General features: G+C 61.3%; 13 protein-coding genes. 4 read left to right on the top strand and 9 right to left on the bottom strand.

The annotated features are described in order from the left end of the window. Positions 1–30 precede the first annotated feature (30 nt). The 5 genes from F6R97_RS01940 to F6R97_RS01960 form a co-directional block, all read right to left on the bottom strand. Positions 31–1,134: a WD40/YVTN/BNR-like repeat-containing protein gene (locus tag F6R97_RS01940; protein WP_315865932.1), complete on the bottom strand. Its 1,104-nt coding sequence runs from the start codon at positions 1,132–1,134 to the stop codon at positions 31–33. 69 nt (positions 1,135–1,203) lie between these two features. Further along, positions 1,204–2,565 (bottom strand): DUF1329 domain-containing protein, encoded by a 1,362-nt coding sequence (locus F6R97_RS01945; RefSeq protein WP_315865933.1) that lies wholly within the window; start codon positions 2,563–2,565, stop codon positions 1,204–1,206. Positions 2,566–2,580: 15 nt separating this feature from the next. Beyond that, the gene (locus F6R97_RS01950; RefSeq protein ID WP_315865934.1) at positions 2,581–4,230 is read right to left on the bottom strand and encodes a DUF1302 domain-containing protein; all 1,650 of its coding nucleotides are present in this window, start codon (positions 4,228–4,230) and stop codon (positions 2,581–2,583) included. A gap of 145 nt (positions 4,231–4,375) precedes the next feature. After that, a complete protein-coding gene (locus tag F6R97_RS01955) occupies positions 4,376–5,143 on the bottom strand; it encodes a coniferyl-alcohol dehydrogenase (protein WP_315865935.1) in 768 nt (255 codons plus the stop codon). 59 nt (positions 5,144–5,202) lie between these two features. Further along, positions 5,203–6,678 carry a benzaldehyde dehydrogenase gene (locus F6R97_RS01960; RefSeq protein ID WP_315865936.1) on the bottom strand — a complete coding sequence of 492 codons (1,476 nt, stop codon included), beginning with the start codon at positions 6,676–6,678 and terminating at the stop codon, positions 5,203–5,205. A gap of 287 nt (positions 6,679–6,965) precedes the next feature. Between F6R97_RS01960 and F6R97_RS01965 the strand changes: the two genes are divergently transcribed. The 4 genes from F6R97_RS01965 (at position 6,966) to F6R97_RS01980 (ending at position 11,603) form a co-directional block, all read left to right on the top strand. Continuing rightward, complete coding sequence (locus F6R97_RS01965) at positions 6,966–8,741, top strand: sigma 54-interacting transcriptional regulator (RefSeq protein WP_315865937.1); 1,776 nt, start codon at positions 6,966–6,968, stop codon at positions 8,739–8,741. A 143-nt stretch (positions 8,742–8,884) separates the two neighbouring features. Continuing rightward, on the top strand, positions 8,885–9,793 hold the full coding sequence (locus tag F6R97_RS01970) for an alpha/beta hydrolase (RefSeq protein ID WP_048393178.1): 909 nt from the start codon (positions 8,885–8,887) through the stop codon (positions 9,791–9,793). Positions 9,794–9,928: 135 nt separating this feature from the next. Continuing rightward, the gene (locus F6R97_RS01975; protein WP_038983120.1) at positions 9,929–10,693 is read left to right on the top strand and encodes a substrate-binding periplasmic protein; all 765 of its coding nucleotides are present in this window, start codon (positions 9,929–9,931) and stop codon (positions 10,691–10,693) included. A 91-nt stretch (positions 10,694–10,784) separates the two neighbouring features. After that, entirely contained in the window at positions 10,785–11,603 is an 819-nt protein-coding gene (locus F6R97_RS01980) for a DeoR/GlpR family DNA-binding transcription regulator (RefSeq protein WP_315865938.1), read from the top strand. Between the two features lie 4 nt (positions 11,604–11,607). Here the strand turns inward: F6R97_RS01980 and otnI are convergent, their stop codons facing one another. The 4 genes from otnI to otnK form a co-directional block, all read right to left on the bottom strand. After that, positions 11,608–12,390, bottom strand: coding sequence for a 2-oxo-tetronate isomerase (gene otnI, locus F6R97_RS01985; protein ID WP_038983118.1), 783 nt, complete (start codon positions 12,388–12,390; stop codon positions 11,608–11,610). A 21-nt stretch (positions 12,391–12,411) separates the two neighbouring features. Beyond that, positions 12,412–13,872, bottom strand: a complete 1,461-nt coding sequence (locus tag F6R97_RS01990; RefSeq protein WP_038983117.1) for an SLC13 family permease — start codon at positions 13,870–13,872, stop codon at positions 12,412–12,414. A gap of 194 nt (positions 13,873–14,066) precedes the next feature. Beyond that, positions 14,067–14,705 (bottom strand): aldolase, encoded by a 639-nt coding sequence (locus F6R97_RS01995; protein WP_050682050.1) that lies wholly within the window; start codon positions 14,703–14,705, stop codon positions 14,067–14,069. Continuing rightward, positions 14,702–15,994, bottom strand: a complete 1,293-nt coding sequence (otnK, locus tag F6R97_RS02000) for a 3-oxo-tetronate kinase (RefSeq protein WP_315865939.1) — start codon at positions 15,992–15,994, stop codon at positions 14,702–14,704. Before otnK ends, F6R97_RS01995 begins: the two co-directional genes overlap by 4 nt. Position 15,995 lies beyond the last annotated feature (1 nt).

Below are 15,995 nucleotides of genomic sequence, written 5' to 3' on the forward strand. Positions count from 1 at the left end.
CATGGCCCGATAGCGCTACACCGTGAAGTTTCAAGGTTTGGCGGAAGCCCGCGGATCCTGGTCAGTGGCCACGCCACTCAAACCGACGCTGGCCAGACCTCCGTCGGCTGCCTGTTGCACGGCAGCGACCGTCCCGCCGCTGCGGCTCTGGCGCTTGTCGAAGCTGCGACCCTGGTCATGGCTGAACAAAAATTCACCGCTCTGGCTGGCCAACAGCAAGCTGCCGTCACGCAGCTCGATGGCTGTCGCAAGGGTTGATTCGATGCCGGTGTCGAGGCGTCGCCAACTGCTGCCACGGTCCTCGGACCACCAGGCGTTGCCGCGCAATCCATAGGCAATCAACGCTCCGCCGCGGGTACCGAGCAGACCGAAGAAGCTGCCTTCATAAGGTGATTTCAGAGGCTGGAACGAATGCCCGGCGTCGGTCGAACGCAACAGCAAGCCGCGCTCGCCCACCAGCAGCAGGTCGTTACCCGAAGCGCGGATCCCATACAGGTTCAGGCCCTGCGGATTGTCCACATGCTGCATCCACGGCCGCCAGCTTCGCCCGCCGTCGTCGGTGCGATAAATCTGGTTGTAGGCGCCAACGATGTAGCCATGCAGGCGGTCAGTGAAGTACAGGTCGAGAAACGGTTTATCCGGCCCGTCGTCCACCATCTGCCGTGCCTGCGCAAGGTTGCTGGCGCCACCCGGTTGATCGGCATCGCGCTCCGAGGCCTGCACCGCCAGCGCGGCGGCACGCTCACCGTCGAGTTGCTTGTACCAGGTTTCGCCACCGTCCTCGGTGTGCAACACCACGCCCAGATGACCGACCGCCCAGCCCTGCTCCGCGTCGACGAATTGCACCGCAGTCAGGCTGACGCTGACCGGCACACGGGCCTGACGCCAAGTCATTCCAGAGTCATCCGAGAGCAGCACGATGCCGCGCTCGCCGACCGCCACCAGACGTTCGCCAGCCCGGGCCAACCCAAGCAATACCGCGCGCGCGGCCTTGGCGGTCGGCAGTGCCGGCTGCTGCAGTACCGCGAACGTCGCGGCCTGCACAGCCATGGACGTGCTCGCCAACAGACACAACGCCAGCGCGCAGGCACTCCGTCGCAGACCGAAACTCGCAAAGATTTTTTCAACGTTCATGTCTTTATCCCGCCTGGAAAATCCCTAGCGACCGCGACGAGCCTTTCGCTCGTCACGGCGCTCCATGGTTCAACGCATGTTTTCGTTGGCCATGGCGTCCGGTGTGTAAAAGGAAGCTGAAGGTTTTGCGATCGTCTGGTACTGGACCGCCAGATCGTTGCTCGAAGCGTTAAGGAAGTAGGCGCCGGTATCGAGGTTGTAGCTGCCCCACATGACTTGCGCAGTGAGCGCCGGCAGGTCTGGCGCCAGCAGCGTCAGCGAATACATCTGCCGTCCCAGTTTGCCCTGGGCGTCATACCCGTCGACCATCAGGATCTGCCAGGAGTCCTCGTCGACGTAGTAGGTCCGATGCGGCACCACATGGCGTTTGCCGGACTTGAGCGTGGCCTCGACCACCCAGACCCGATGCTTCTCCCAGCGCACCAGATCAGGATTGAGAAAGTTCGGTTTGACCAGGTCGTCGCTCTTGGCCAGGCCGGCGCGATTATTGTTGTAGGGGACGATCAGTTCTTTCTTGCCCGCAAGCTTGAGATCGTAGCGGTCGGTAGGCCCGAACAGCATGAACGCTTCGTCAAACAGACCGACGCCAGAGGTGACGAAGTCCGGGGTGTCGTAGGCGATGTTCGGCGCTCGGCGTACCCGGCGCTGGCCGACCAGATACTGCCAGGCTGCACGGTTGGCCGGGTCCATGTCCCAATGGGTCATCAGGCCTTCGCCGGCCTTGGATGACGGCAGTTCGGTCAACAGCTTGCCAACCTGGTACTTGCCGGCAAAATTTTCCAGGCTGCCACTTTCGGAGTAGTAGGGAAACTGATAGCTGAACAGGGCTCGGGTCGCCTGGACCTTCTTGCCACCGGCGGTCATCAGCCAAGTATCAAAAGGTGCGCTGATGGTCTCACCGCCCTGCCAGGACAACCGGTAGTTCCACAACACTTGCGCACCGTTGTCCGGGATCGGGAACGGGATGCCGCCATAAGCGCTGGCGACTTTTTCGGTTTCCACGTCCAGCGTGGCACGGGTGGCGTTCTTGCCGGTGTTGTCATACACCCATTGCGGGGCCGCTGCCGAGCGATGGGTCGGGTATACGTCCAGGCGATAGTCCGGGTATTTCTTCAGCAGGAGCTTGGTGCCTTCGGCCAATCCGCTGGCGTACTGCTCCATGTTCGAGGCTTTGATCGAATACAGCGGTTTCTCACCGGCGAATGGATCGGCACGTTTGTCACCCGGTTTGTAGCCGGGAGCTACCTTGGTGTAACCGCCGTCCCAGGCCGGGATGCTGCCATCGGCATTGCCGGCGCGCTCGCCGCCAAGGGGCGTCAGCTCAGTCTTCAAACGTGCAGCCTGTTCAGGCGACACCGCTGCCTGCGCCAGGCTGATGCCAGCCAGGGCCAGGGTAAGGACGCAAGTGTTCAGGAAAGCGTTGTTCTGCATGGCGAATCCACCTTATTAGAATGAGGTTTTCACGTAGAGCGAGACGAAGTCGCGGTCGGCCAGCGACTGCCCGTAACTGAAATTGCCGTCCTCGCGCAGCCCGGCTTTCGGCGCACCGAAGAAGTTCACGTAGTTCAGGCCGACATCCCAGCGCTGCAGATAGGTCGCCTTGAGCCCGACACTCCAGTCGCCGGCATGGGTATTGCCGAAGCCCGATTTGTTGACGGCCGAAGAACGCCCATCGAGCACCACGCCCATGCCGATCGGCACGGTCAGGTCGATCCCGTCGACAATCTGGAAGTACGCAGGCTCCACCAACACCCGCAACGCAGTGGCATCGCGGGTGGTGTTGGAATCCAGGGCCGCGGCGTTCTCGGTGACGCTCAGGGTGCGGTTCCACGCCAGTTCGGCCAGTGCCGAACCGCCGTCCCAGAAAGCGCCAGGCGATAACAGGTAAATCGCCGACAGGTTGGCGTGAGCGGTTTTGCCTCGGGCAAACAGTGAGTCATCGCCGCCATCGGCCTCCATGCCTGGGGTCACCACTTGCAGGTTGCTCACCAGCGGCGCATTCCAGCGCACGGAGGTTTCACCGGCAAAGTTGAACGGCCCATAGGCAGTGGAGAAGCTGACGCCGGCCGTCTTGATATCTTCGGCGTAGACCTGACGATAGGAGCTCAGGATCGGCAGCCCGGTGGTCGCCGCGGCTGCACCGTCGAGGTAGGCGTACAGGCCGATGGGGGCTTTGTCGTGATATTGCGCGGCGTAGAAACCCAGTTCCAGTTCGGTCCCGGTCGGTTTGAAGCGAATCTGCATGCCGCCCTGCCCCGAGTTCCTCGGTTTCAGATCGCCGCCATTCACGGTGTCGTTGCCGAACACTTCGCGTAGCGAACCGCTGCCGTAACCGATGGCATCGACATCGCTCAGGTAGCTGCCGGCGCCGGGCAGATTGGAACGCTCCCACTCGAACTGGTAGTAAGCGCCCACCGACAACTGCGGGTTGATCTGCAGCTGTCCAGAGATCTGATTGACCGGACGCAGGATCTCCTTGAACTGCGTTCCCGGAACGCTGAGCAACTTGACCACATCGGTCGGACCCTGGGCATTGGCGATGCCGTTACCACCGTAGAACAGGCTTTCACCGTAGATCAGGCTGTGCCGGCCCAGACGCACCACGCCCTGGGAGTCTTCGCCGAGGTCACCGCGCAGGAACACGAAGGCGTCGAGAATTTCCGCGTCGCGACCATGGAGCTTGCGGGTCTCGCTGAGGAAATGCGGTTGCTCGCTGTCGTCGGTGTCCTGGTTGTAGATATCGTCGTACCAGGCCGCGCCACTCACACGCAGCCCGTAGTTTTGCCGGCTGAGGTCCATTTCAGAAAACAGGTCCAGGCGGTTGGAGACCAGGCCGCGGCTGAAGTTTTTATCGCCCTGACTCTGGATCGAGGGGTACAGGCCATTGGCGGTCGGTGCGTTGACTAATCGGCTGTCCTGACCTTGCAGACGCCAGGCCTGGCTGTACTTGATGGTGTTGTCCCAACGCAGTTTCCAGTCCGAATCCCCCAGGTCCATTTGCATGGCCTCGGCCCTTTCGATCATCACGCCTGCACTGCATAACGCCAGGAACAGGGCGCAATGCTTGAAACGAAAGCAACGTTTAACGTTGTCCATGGACGCTCCTCATTATTTTTATTTTTGGCATTGCACTTGTGGCGAGGGGGCTTGCCCCCGTTCGGCTGCGAAGCAGTCGTAAACCAGTACTGAATTCAGGGCCGCTGCGCGCCCCAACGGGGGCAAGCCCCCTCACCACAGGGTTTCAGATGTAGGTGGAGGCCAATCCGCCATCGACTGCCAGGTTGACGCCGTTGATCCAGCGCGACTCGTCGGCACACAGGAATGCGATCACCGCCGCCACCTCATCGGCATAACCGGGGCGTTTCATGCGATGGGCATCGGCCTGGGTTCGTGCTTCACCGAGCATGCTCACGAAGTCGCCGAGGATAGGCGTGAAGACCGGGCCCGGCGCCACGCTGTTCATACGCACTGAATGTTCGAGAAACCAGGGTTGCGCCTGCAGGTAGTTCCAGACGATCAAGGCTTCCTTGAAATACTGGTAGCAGGTCTCGTCCGGTACCGGGTGCTCGGCCAGCCAGGCCTGCGCGGCGGCGAAGCCTTCGATGCGCGCCAGCGCCTTGTGCTGTTCCAGGCGCAGCGGCCACTCGGCGCCGAGGATCGAGGCGATATTGACGATGCTGCCGCCAGCGGTGATGCGCGGCAGCAGTGCGCTGCTCAGGTGACGCAGCCCCAGGTAGTTGACCTGCGCCAGCAATTGCGGGTTTGCCGTGCCTGGCACCCCAGCGATATTGCACAGGCTGTCGATCCGTGCCGGTAGCTGCGGCAACAGCCGGCCGATGTTCTCGGCACTGCTCAGATCGCCCTGGACAAAACCGTCCAGGGTCATGTGCGGGGCCTTCAGATCGACGCCAATCACGCGGGCGCCATGGGCGCGCAGCAGGCTTGCAGTGGCGGCGCCGATACCCGAAGAAACCCCGGTGACCAGTACAATCTTGTTGTCGAGTTTCATGTTGAGTCCTCTTATTATTTTTGTGTACTCGCCCGACTTCGTCGGTCTGGTCCTGTCCGTCAGAACGGGTAGCGTGGCGCCTTATCCTTGATCGTCACCCATTGCCATTGGGTGTATTCGTCCCAGTCGGCCGGACCGCCCACGCTGCCGCCATTTCCCGAACTGCCGCGACCGCCGAACGGGTTGATGCATTCGTCGGCCACCGTCTGATCGTTGATGTGCAGCAGGCCGCAATTGAGTTGCTCGCCAATCGCCATCGCGTGCCCGACCGAAGGCGAAATGATCCCCGCGGACAAGCCATACTCGGTGCGGTTGGCCAGGTCGATGGCCTCATCGTCGCTGGTAAAACTCACCACCGTGGCGACCGGGCCGAAGATTTCCTCGTCGAATGCGCGCATGCCCGGGCGCACGCCGGAAAGCACCGTGGGTTGGTAGAACAACCGTTCAAACTCGCCGCCGGCTTGCAGTTTTGCCCCGGCAGTCACACTCTCCGTGACGATTTCATGCACGCGTTGCAACTGTCGTTTGTTGATCAAAGGCCCCAATACCGCCTCGCCACGAGCGGCATTGCCGACCGTGATCGCCCGGGCTTTCTCTGCCAGCCGGCGGACCAGTTCTTCAGCGATCGATTCATGGGCCAGGATGCGTCCGGTGGCCATGCAGATTTGCCCCTGATGCAGCCAGGCACCCCACGCGGCATTGCACGCCGCCAACTCAAGATCGGCATCTTCGAGCACGATCAACGAGTTCTTGCCGCCCAGTTCCAGAGCGACTTTTTTCAGATGACGCCCAGCCACCTCCGCAACCTTGCGCCCGGCTGCGGTAGAACCGGTGAACGCGATCATCCGGACATGCGGGTCGCGGCACAGGGCCTCACCGGCCACTGCTGCGCCCGGTAAAACCTGCAGCAACCCTTTTGGCAAACCGGCCGCCTCGAACAACCGGGCAATGATGAAACCGCCACTGACCGGGGTTTGCGGATCGGGTTTGAGCACCACCGCGTTGCCGGCCGCCAGCGCCGGTGCCACCGAACGCAGGGAGAGCACCAGGGGAAAGTTGAACGGCGAGATCACCCCGACCACGCCATGGGGCAACCGGCGCGCATAGGACAAACGCCCCGCTTCGCTTGGGAGGACCAGACCATGGGGTTGCGACAGCAGACCGGCAGCCTGATGCAACAAGACGATCGCCTCGCGAACCTCATGTTCACCCTTGAACAGGCTGCCGCCACTTTCCCGGGCGATGTACAGCGCCAGTTCGGCAAAATGTTGCTGGGCCAGGGCTGCGGCTTTGCGAAAGATCTCTGCGCGTTCCCGTGGCCCCAATGCCGCCCAGGCCGGTTGAACACGGGCAGCGGTCAGGCTGGCAAACGCGATGTCCGCCGCATCGGCTAATCCTGTGACGGTCAGTACCTCGCCGGTGGCCGGCTCGATGACTCTGTTGACGCCGCCCAATGGACGTATCCAGTCGCCATTGAAGATGCGTTCGCACCACAGTGCGTCCCGCAGAAAATCAGATGGTTCACTTACCGACATTTCGGTCTCCCGGCTCTTGTGTTTGTAATTGCCTGACGCGGCCTCGCGAAAATGATGCAGCGTCGTGAAAGCACTAGAGCAAGGGCTGTGCCGACTTCTTCCGTTGCCACGCGTTTTAGGTGGCGAAGGCTCTGGTCTGAAGGTTTGAGAGGAGCACTGATGAATAGGGCTAGGCGTTTGGCGCTCGGTCGACGCCCGGCCACTTGTCCAAATGATAAAGTTATGTTTAATAACTGTTTTGCTAATTGATCATTTCGATCAGTCGACTCGCTCAGGGGCATATAACAATGAATAATCCCCATTCGCTGCTTCCTCATCTCGCGGTGCAGGAGGAACATTTCTCGCCCCGAGGAGACAGCACTCAACTGACCGAGGGCAACTCACCGACCCTGGCCGAGTTGACCGAATGCCTGTTTTTTTCCCCGGTTGACGGACGTATCTGGCTCAACGACCAGCGCATGCTGCTATTGCACAGTTCATCCTTCGGCGCGCTGCGACGGGAGATTATCGAGCGCCAGGGACTGGAACAGACCCGCGGTCTGTTTACCCGCACCGGCTATTTGTCCGGCGCACGCGATGCACGATTGATCCGCGAGCGCTGGCCAGACGCCGATGCCGCGGCGGTTTTCTCGGCCGGCACGCGCCTGCACACACTCGAAGGCATGACCAAGGTCGAACCCCTGCACTTCAAATTCGACGCCGACTCAGGCTTCTACGAAGGTGAATTCCTCTGGCACCACTCCTGTGAGGCCGACGAACATATCGCCGCCTACGGGATCGGCCAGGATCCGGTGTGCTGGACCGAACTGGGTTATGCCATCGGTTATGTCAGCGGGCTGTTCGGCCGTCTGGTGATCTTCCGTGAAACCGAGTGCCGGGGCATGGGCCATGAGAGCTGCCGGGTGATCGGCAAGACCGCCGAGCAATGGGGCGATGTCGAACAGGACCTGAGTTACCTCACCGCCACGCCATCCAGCGTCGCCCCCAAGCAGCGCCCGGCCCCGGCGCCGGCGCCCCAGGACGACGACAGCGAATTACCCGGCGGGCAAAAACCCATTGGCGCCAGCGCCGCCTTCAACGCCGCGACCCTCGCCTTGCAGCGCGTTGCGCCGACGCCTGCCACGGTGCTGTTCAGCGGCGAGTCCGGCGTCGGCAAGGAATTGTTCGCCCGTCAGTTGCATCAGTTCAGCCCACGCCATCAAGCACCTTTCGTGGCCCTCAACTGCGCCGCGATCCCGGACAATCTGATTGAGGCCGAACTGTTCGGTGTCGAACGCGGCGCCTATACCGGCGCGACCCATTCGCGCCCTGGACGCTTCGAACGGGCTCACGGTGGCACCCTGTTTCTCGATGAAATCGCCAGCCTCAGCCTGCCGGGCCAGGGCAAGCTGCTGCGTGCATTGCAAGAGCGTGAGATCGAGCGCATCGGTGGTGGCGAGGCGATCAAGGTCGATGTCCGGGTGGTGGCGGCCACCAATGTCGACTTGCGCAAAGCCGTGGCGGCCGGAGACTTTCGCGAGGACCTGTTCTACCGCCTGAACGTCTACCCCATCACGTTGCCGCCATTGCGCGAACGTCGTGACGACATTCCGTTGCTGGTCAATGCGTTCCTGCGGCGCTTCTGCCAGGCCTACGCCCGCAAGCCCGCCGGGCTGACCATGCGCGCGCTCAAAGTGTTGTTGCGCTATGACTTTCCCGGCAACGTACGGGAATTGCAGAACCTGGTCGAGCGCGGCCTGATCGCCAGCGAAGACGGTCAAGCCATCGATCTGGTCCACCTGTTTCGCAACGAACCCATGCCACAGGAGGCGTACTCTCTGGACGGCAATGGCAGCCTCGCAGCCACTGACCCGAGCCCCGCCAGCACGCAGCCTCGTCCAGCCTTGCTGGAAACCCTGGCTCGTCTGGAACACGGCTTCTCCATTGAAGGCCTGGAGTCGCGTTTGATCGACGAAGCGCTGCAAAAGAGCGAAGGCAATCTGGCCGCCGCGGCGCGATTGTTGGGGTTGAGTCGTGCGCAGTTTGCTTACCGGCTGAAGAAGTACCGACAGGCATCGGCCTGACTCCGGCTGAGTCAGTGCAGGCGTAGCAACGACTACCCGTCGTAGATGAGGATGAAACGAAATTATCTTGCCAATATAGTTATGACAATTAACTATGTTTGAAGTTAACTTGTTTGCCTCATAACACGCGCCCCGGAGTCCACATGCCCAATAACAACAACATCGACGGCATCATTGAACAACTCAGCCAACTGCCGCCCCTCAGCTCGCTGACTGTCGATCAGCAGCGGCAACAGGCCGAACTACTCTTCGGCGCCGGCTCATGTGCCGAGGGCGTGACCTTTGAAGCCGCCAATCTGGCCAGCGTCAGTGGGCTTTGGGCCATTCCCACAGATGCCAGGCCCGACTTTGTGTTGCTGTATCTGCATGGCGGAGGCTACTCATTTGGCAGTGCCCGAGCCTATCGCCCGTTCACCAGCCAATTGGCAGCCCGCAGCCGAATTCGTACCCTTTGCATCGATTACCGCCTGGCCCCGGAACACCCTTTCCCGGCCGCCGTAGAGGACGCTCTGGATGTCTACCGTGCACTCCTCGAAAACGGTGTGAACGCCGAACACCTGGTGCTGGCCGGCGACAGTGCCGGCGGCGGTCTGTGCATGGCTCTGATGTTGGCCGCCAAGGCCGCGGGTTTGCCGCTGCCCGCGGCTGCGGTAGTGATGTCGCCTTGGGTGGACATGGCTCAGACCGGTGAGTCCTGGAACTTGCAGAAAACTCGAGATCCATTGCTCGGCCCGGTTGCTGGCAAGACCCTTATGGCCGACACCTATCTGCAGGGCGCCGAGCCACTGAATCCGCTGGCCTCCCCCCTATACGGCGACCTTCGGAGCCTACCGCCAGTGCTGATCCAGGTGGGCAGCCGGGAATGCCTGCTGGACGATTCAACCCGGCTCGCCAGCCGCCTGGCCAGCGCCGAAGTGGCGGTACAGCTGGACGTCTGGCCGGGAATGATTCATGTCTTCCAGACCATGAGCGATCAACTCGAAGAAGCCCGCCGGGCACTGGACCAGATCAGCGCCTTCCTCCTTCGGCACTTGGGGGAAGATGTGTCCTGACCTCAAGTTTGCGTAGAATGCCGTGTCGATACCGGATTCAATAACAAAAAACGGTCGGCAGACTCATCATCCTTGTGATCAACACCACTGGTGACTTGTGGCGACCTTCTACGTTCAATGCCTGAACTATCAACCATGAGCGCAAGCTCATGGTTATTAAATGCCTACGCAAAAGCACTTTGCAGATTTTTTCTGTCGGGATCGCTGCTGATTGCCTATAACGCGTGTGGCGCTCCCTTGCCGCTCGAACTGTATATCCCGGACGCTCCGCCACTGACGTTTGTCGAGGGTTCCAAAGGCCACGGAATGGTCGGAGAAGCCGTCCTGGCGGCCATTGCCAACGCTGGATATGTCGCTCATGTCCATGGGCTTCCCTGGGCCAGAGCGCAGAAATACGTCAGCGAGAAGCAGGATCTCCTGATAGCGCCCTTGTCTCGCACGCCTGAACGCGAAGATCACTTCACCTGGATCGCGTCGATCATGCCCATGGAGCGCGCCTTTTTCAGCCTCGACCGGCCAGTGAGCAGCTTCGCGCAAGCGAAAAAAGCCTACCGGGTGATCGGCGTCGGCCTCGGCAGTGCGCAGGAGGAAATCCTGCGTACACAAGGCTTCAGCGACGAGCAGATCTACCCCCTGACCATTGGCGACAACCCCGCGCAGATGCTCTTGAAAGGTCGCATTGATGCCTGGTTCAACGGTGTTCCCGAGAGTCAATACATCTGGCCGAAGATGTCTGAACGCAAGCTGTTCATGAGCCCCGTCATGAACAGCGCGGAGCTCTATCTGGCTTGCTCCAGGCTGTGCTCCGCTCAACTGGTGCAAGACCTGCGCGAGGCGGTTGAAAAGCTTCGCGATGACGGCACGTTGGCGCGTATACAACGCAGCTATTTGTCGCCATAACGATCCGCAACAGCTCGTTCCTTCACCGCAGATTCGCTACTATGTTCGTCCCGCTTTCCTTGCCTGCGGATTTCTTCATTCTGGAGCCCGAATGCCTAGTCAAAAGGACATCGCCGCCGACAGCGGCGCACCGATGATTCCTGAGCAGCGCCGTGAATTGATGCTGCGCCAGTTGCGCAAGCATCAGGTGCTGAGCGTTCATCAATTGATGGAAATGTTCGACTGTTCGCACATGACCATTCGCCGCGATATCGCGCTGCTTGAACAGGAAGGCCGTGCTTACTCGGTCACCGGTGGCGTGCGAATCGCCAGCCAGCTCCATAGCGAGCCCAGCCATCAGATCAAGGCGGTGGTCGAGTTGCCGCAGAAGCAGGCGATGGCCAAGCTGGCCGCGCGGCTATTGCATGCCGATATGACGGTTTATCTGGATGCGGGGACGAGCACGCTGGAGATTGTCCCGTACATCAAGGCGCTATCGGGCATGACCGTGGTGACCAACGATTTCGGGATTGTCCAGGCGCTGATCGATGCGCCCCATGTCACGGTGATTCACACTGGCGGGCAGCTGGATCATTCCAATCAATCGTGCGTGGGCGGTCTGGCGGTGGCCACGTTGCGCCAGGTCGTCACCGATATCGCCTTCATCTCCACCAGCTCCTGGGATTTGCGTCGCGGCCTCACCACGCCTTCGGCGCTGAAGGTGGAGGTCAAGCAAGTCGCGATGCAATCGGCCTCGCAAGTGGTGCTGGTGGCGAGCAGTTCGAAGTACGGCACGTTCAGTATGTACAGGATCGCCGGGCTCGAGCAGTTCGACATTATTCTTAGCGATGACGCGCTGACCCCTGCCGCGGCCGATAGCATCCGCAAGCAGGGTGTCGAACTGTTGTTGCCTTCCGATAGCAACGCGTAGGGCGTTAGCGCGCCTTCCAGTCCCGCAGCCATTGCAAGCCGGCCGAGGTGTTACCACGCGGCCGGTATTCGCACCCTACCCAACCGTCATAACCCAACTGGTCGATCAGCTCGAACAGATAGGGATAATTGACTTCTCCCAGGTCCGGCTCATGGCGATCCGGCACGCCGGCGATCTGGATATGGCCGATGCCGTCGAAGTCCCGACGCAGTTTGGTGGCCAGGTCCCCTTCGACGATCTGGCAGTGGTAGCAGTCGAACTGAACCTTCAGGTTAGTGGCGCCCACTTCCTTGCAGATGGCCTGGGCCTGATCCTGGCGGTTGAGGAAAAAGCCCGGCATGTCCCGCGTGTTGATCGGTTCCAGCAGCACCGTGATGCCGGCCTTGGCGGCCTGCGCGGTGGCGTAAGCCAGGTTCTCCAGGTACACGCCGTGATGCCGTGGACGATCGCTTTCCGACGGCAGCAAGCCGGCCATCACATGGATGCGCGAGTTGCCCAGCACCGCGGCGTATTCCAGCGCGCGATCGAAACCGCTACGAAATTCACTCTCCCGGCCCGGCAACGACACCGTGCCGCGCTCGCCCGCCGCCCAATCACCGGGCGGTGCGTTGAACAGTGCCTGCACCAGGCCGTTGTCGCTCAAACGCTGTTTGAGTTCCTGAGCCCTGTAGTCGTAGGGAAACAGGTATTCCACGGCTTCGAAACCATCGGCGGCAGCGGCGGCGAAGCGATCCAGAAACTCATGTTCCGGATAGAGCATGCTGAGGTTTGCAGCAAAACGGGGCATGGTAGCTCCTTGGATAGAAGGTTAGACAAACGGCCAGATCAACAAGGTAATACCGAAACCCAACGTACCGAGCAAGGTGGTCAACACCGTCCAGGTGCGCAAGCCATCGGCCACGTTCAGCCCGGACAATTTGGTGAAGATCCAGTAACCGGCATCATTGATGTGGGACATGGCCAACCCGCCACCGCCCATGGCCAGGCACAACAGTGCCATGTGGTTTGCCGTGAGATCGAGGGTAGCGATCAGCGGGCTGATAATGCCGGCGGTGGTCACCAGCGCCACCGTGGTCGAACCCTGAACCGCACGCAACAGCATGGTCAGCAGAAAGCCCAGGGCGAGTACCGGCAGACCGGTGGTGCGCAGCATATCGGAGACCACGGCACCGATTCCGGTATCCACCAACACCTTGCCAAACACCCCGCCGGCGCCGGCAATTAGAATCACCATGGCCACGCCAGGCAAGGCCGAACCGATCACATCAGACACCTGAGTGCGACTCCAGCCCCGACGCGAACCCAGCAACCAGGCACACAGCAAGGTATCGATCAGCAGCGCCACCAGCGGCGCGCCGAGCACGGTCATGATGCCGCGCAGGATCGAGTCGGCGGGCAGCAGCGAGGTGGATAGCGTCCCCAGCAGGATCAGAATGATCGGCAACACAATAAGGCCGACGATCAGACCAAAACCCGGTGGTGGCGCCGGCGGCAGCTTCGAGACGATGCTGCTGGTGGCTTCTTCCAGGCCCATGTGAGAGGCGGCCACAGCGGCTCGCTCAGCGCTCTTGTCGTTGCCATTGGACCAAGCGGCCAAGTCCTCATTGGTGACATGCGGGCCGTAGACCTCGGCACGGATATCGTCGGTCATCGGGTACACCCGACGGGTCATGCGACCGGCCACGCGGTAGCCGACATAGCAAAGGAACGCAGTGATTGGCAGGCCAAACATCAACACGCGACCGAGGTCGGCACCCAACTGGCTGGCAGCAGCCACCGCACCCGGGTGTGGCGGCAGGAAGGCGTGTACGGTCAGCAACGCAGCGCACATCGGCAGCGCGAACACCAACAACGGCTTACGCGCACTGCGAGCGACGCCATAGGCCAACGGCATCAGGATGATCACGCCGACCTCGAAGAACACCGGCACCCCGACCATGAACCCGGCAATCGTCAGCGCCAGCGGCGTGCGTCGATTGCCGAAACGGTTAATCAGCGTCTTGGCCAGCGCCTCGGCACCGCCGGAGAGTTCGATGATCCGCCCGATCATCGCGCCCAGGGCAATGATGATCGCGATATGGCCCAGGGTCTTGCCCATGCCACCTTCAATGGTGGCGACCAGATCGGCCGGTTTCACCCCGGCCACCAGCGCCACCAGAATGCTCACCAGCATCAAGGCCACGAAGGGCTGAAACTTGTACTTGAGCACCAGAAACAACAACAGAGCGATCCCTAGCCCCGCGGTAACCATCAGGATTAGCGGGCTCATTTCAGAAGCCCTCCACATCGGGTGAACGAAAGGGTTCTTCTGAAAATGTCGCAGTGAAGGTGAGTCATGCCTGGATGTCCTCTTGTTATTGTATTTTTCAGGCAAGCCGGGGTCGTGGGGAGTCGCTGCGCGTCTCCCGAACAGGGCCTGCGTTATCGGTCTGTCGTGTTCTATCGTGTTAAAAAACTGGAGCCCTACCAGTGAGCGCCGAAGGTCACTCGCAGCTCGTCCAGTGCTGCCTGATCGAGCGGTTCGGGCTTGGGATTGCTCATCAGCCAAAGTCGCGCGGTTTCCTCAAGTTCTTCCAGGGCGTAGCTGGCCCTGGAGACCGAACTCTCCCAAATCACCGGCCCCAGCCGTTCGAGCATCACGCCGCGAACGCTGTTGGCCAGCTGCGCGACCTGTTCGGCCACCTTCGGCGAGCCGGGGCGCTCGTAACCAATCAACGGGATAGGCCCGACTTTCATCACCTGATAAGGCGTCAGTGGCGGCAGGATGTTGTCCGGCTGCCAGACACCCGCCAGCGTCAATGCCACCAAATGAGTGGAATGTGTATGCACCACCCCACCGACACTCGGGTTGCGGTCGTAGACTTGGCGATGCAAAGCCAGGGTCTTTGAAGGCTTGTCACCGGAGACCCATTCGCCGGCCAGATTGACCTTGGCGATGGTCGCCGGGTCGAGGCGACCGAGGCAGACGTCGGTCGGTGTGATCAACCAACCGTCGTCCAGCCGCGCGCTGATATTGCCGGCGCTGCCGACGGTGTAACCGCGCTCATAAAGGCTGCGGCCGACCTGGCAGATTTCTTCACGCAAGGCGTTTTCGTCGCTCATTGAGCACCTCCGGCCAATTGCTTCAGCGCTTTGCTGAAGAAATCGCGAGCACCGAAGTTGCCCGATTTGAGTGCCAGGGCCAGAGGCTCATCCGTGCTGCTGACCGTCGCTGGCACACCCGGATCGATCTGCGCGCCAATCTGCAGCAATTGCACACCCAGCGCCTGAACCACGGCCCCCGAGGTTTCACCGCCGGCAATCACGAAGCGCCGTACGCCACTCTGGCGCAGCCCCTGAGCGATCTCACCCAAGGCGTTCTCCACCAATGCACCGGCCCGTTCGACGCCGAGTTGCTGCTGTATCGCCCTCACCTCGTCCGGGGTGCTGGTGGCGTAGATCAATACGGTCTGTTCGTTATCACGGGCGAAGGCCACGGCCTGGGCAACCACCGGTTCGCCAGCCGCCAGGGCCAACGGATCAATGCGCAGCGCCGGCCGACCGGCTTCGAGCCAGGCCGCCACTTGTCCATTGGTAGCGATCGAAGCGCTGCCGGCCAACACCACTTCACCGCCCGATACTGCCGGGAGTTTCGAGGCATCGAGGTCACGCAGTTTACCGGCGCGACGGAAGTTTTCCGGCAGGCCCAAGGCCAGCCCCGAACCGCCGGTCAGCAACGGCAGGTCGGCGCAGGCGGTCCCGAGGGTGTACAGATCGCTGTCCGATAAGGCATCGGCAATCGCCATGCCGACACCTTGAGCTCGCAGCTCTTTGATTCGCTCACGCACCTGCCCGGCCCCTTGGGCAATGGTGTCGTAGCGCAACAAGCCGACGTTCAGGCCAGTCTGCGATTGCAACACACGAACCAGATTGGCGTCGGTCATCGGCGTCAGCGGGTGATGCTGCATGCCCGACTCGCTGAGCAGTTGATCCTGCACAAACAAGTGGCCGCGAAAGATCGTCCGGCCATTTTCCGGGAACGCCGGGCACGCCAAGGTGAAATCACTGCCCAGCGCCGCCAGCAGCGCTTCGCTGACCTGGCCGATGTTGCCGGTAGCGGTGGAGTCGAACGTCGAGCAATACTTGAAAAAGATCTGCTCGCAGCCTTGCTCACGCAGCCAGGCCAACGCGGCGAGGGACTGTTCGACCGCATCGGCGACGGGAATGGTGCGCGACTTCAGGGCGATGACGATCGCATCGGCATCGAGCCCCGCCGCCACTTCGCTGCTTGGAATGCCGATGCTTTGCACGGTGCGCATACCGCCGCGCACTAGCATGTTGGCAAGGTCCGTGGCACCGGTGAAATCGTCGGCGATGCAACCCAGCAATGGGCGTGCGGTAGTGGTGTTCATT

It is taken from the genome of Pseudomonas sp. JV414, assembly GCF_032424305.1.
Taxonomy (GTDB): Bacteria; Pseudomonadota; Gammaproteobacteria; order Pseudomonadales; family Pseudomonadaceae; genus Aquipseudomonas; species Aquipseudomonas lini.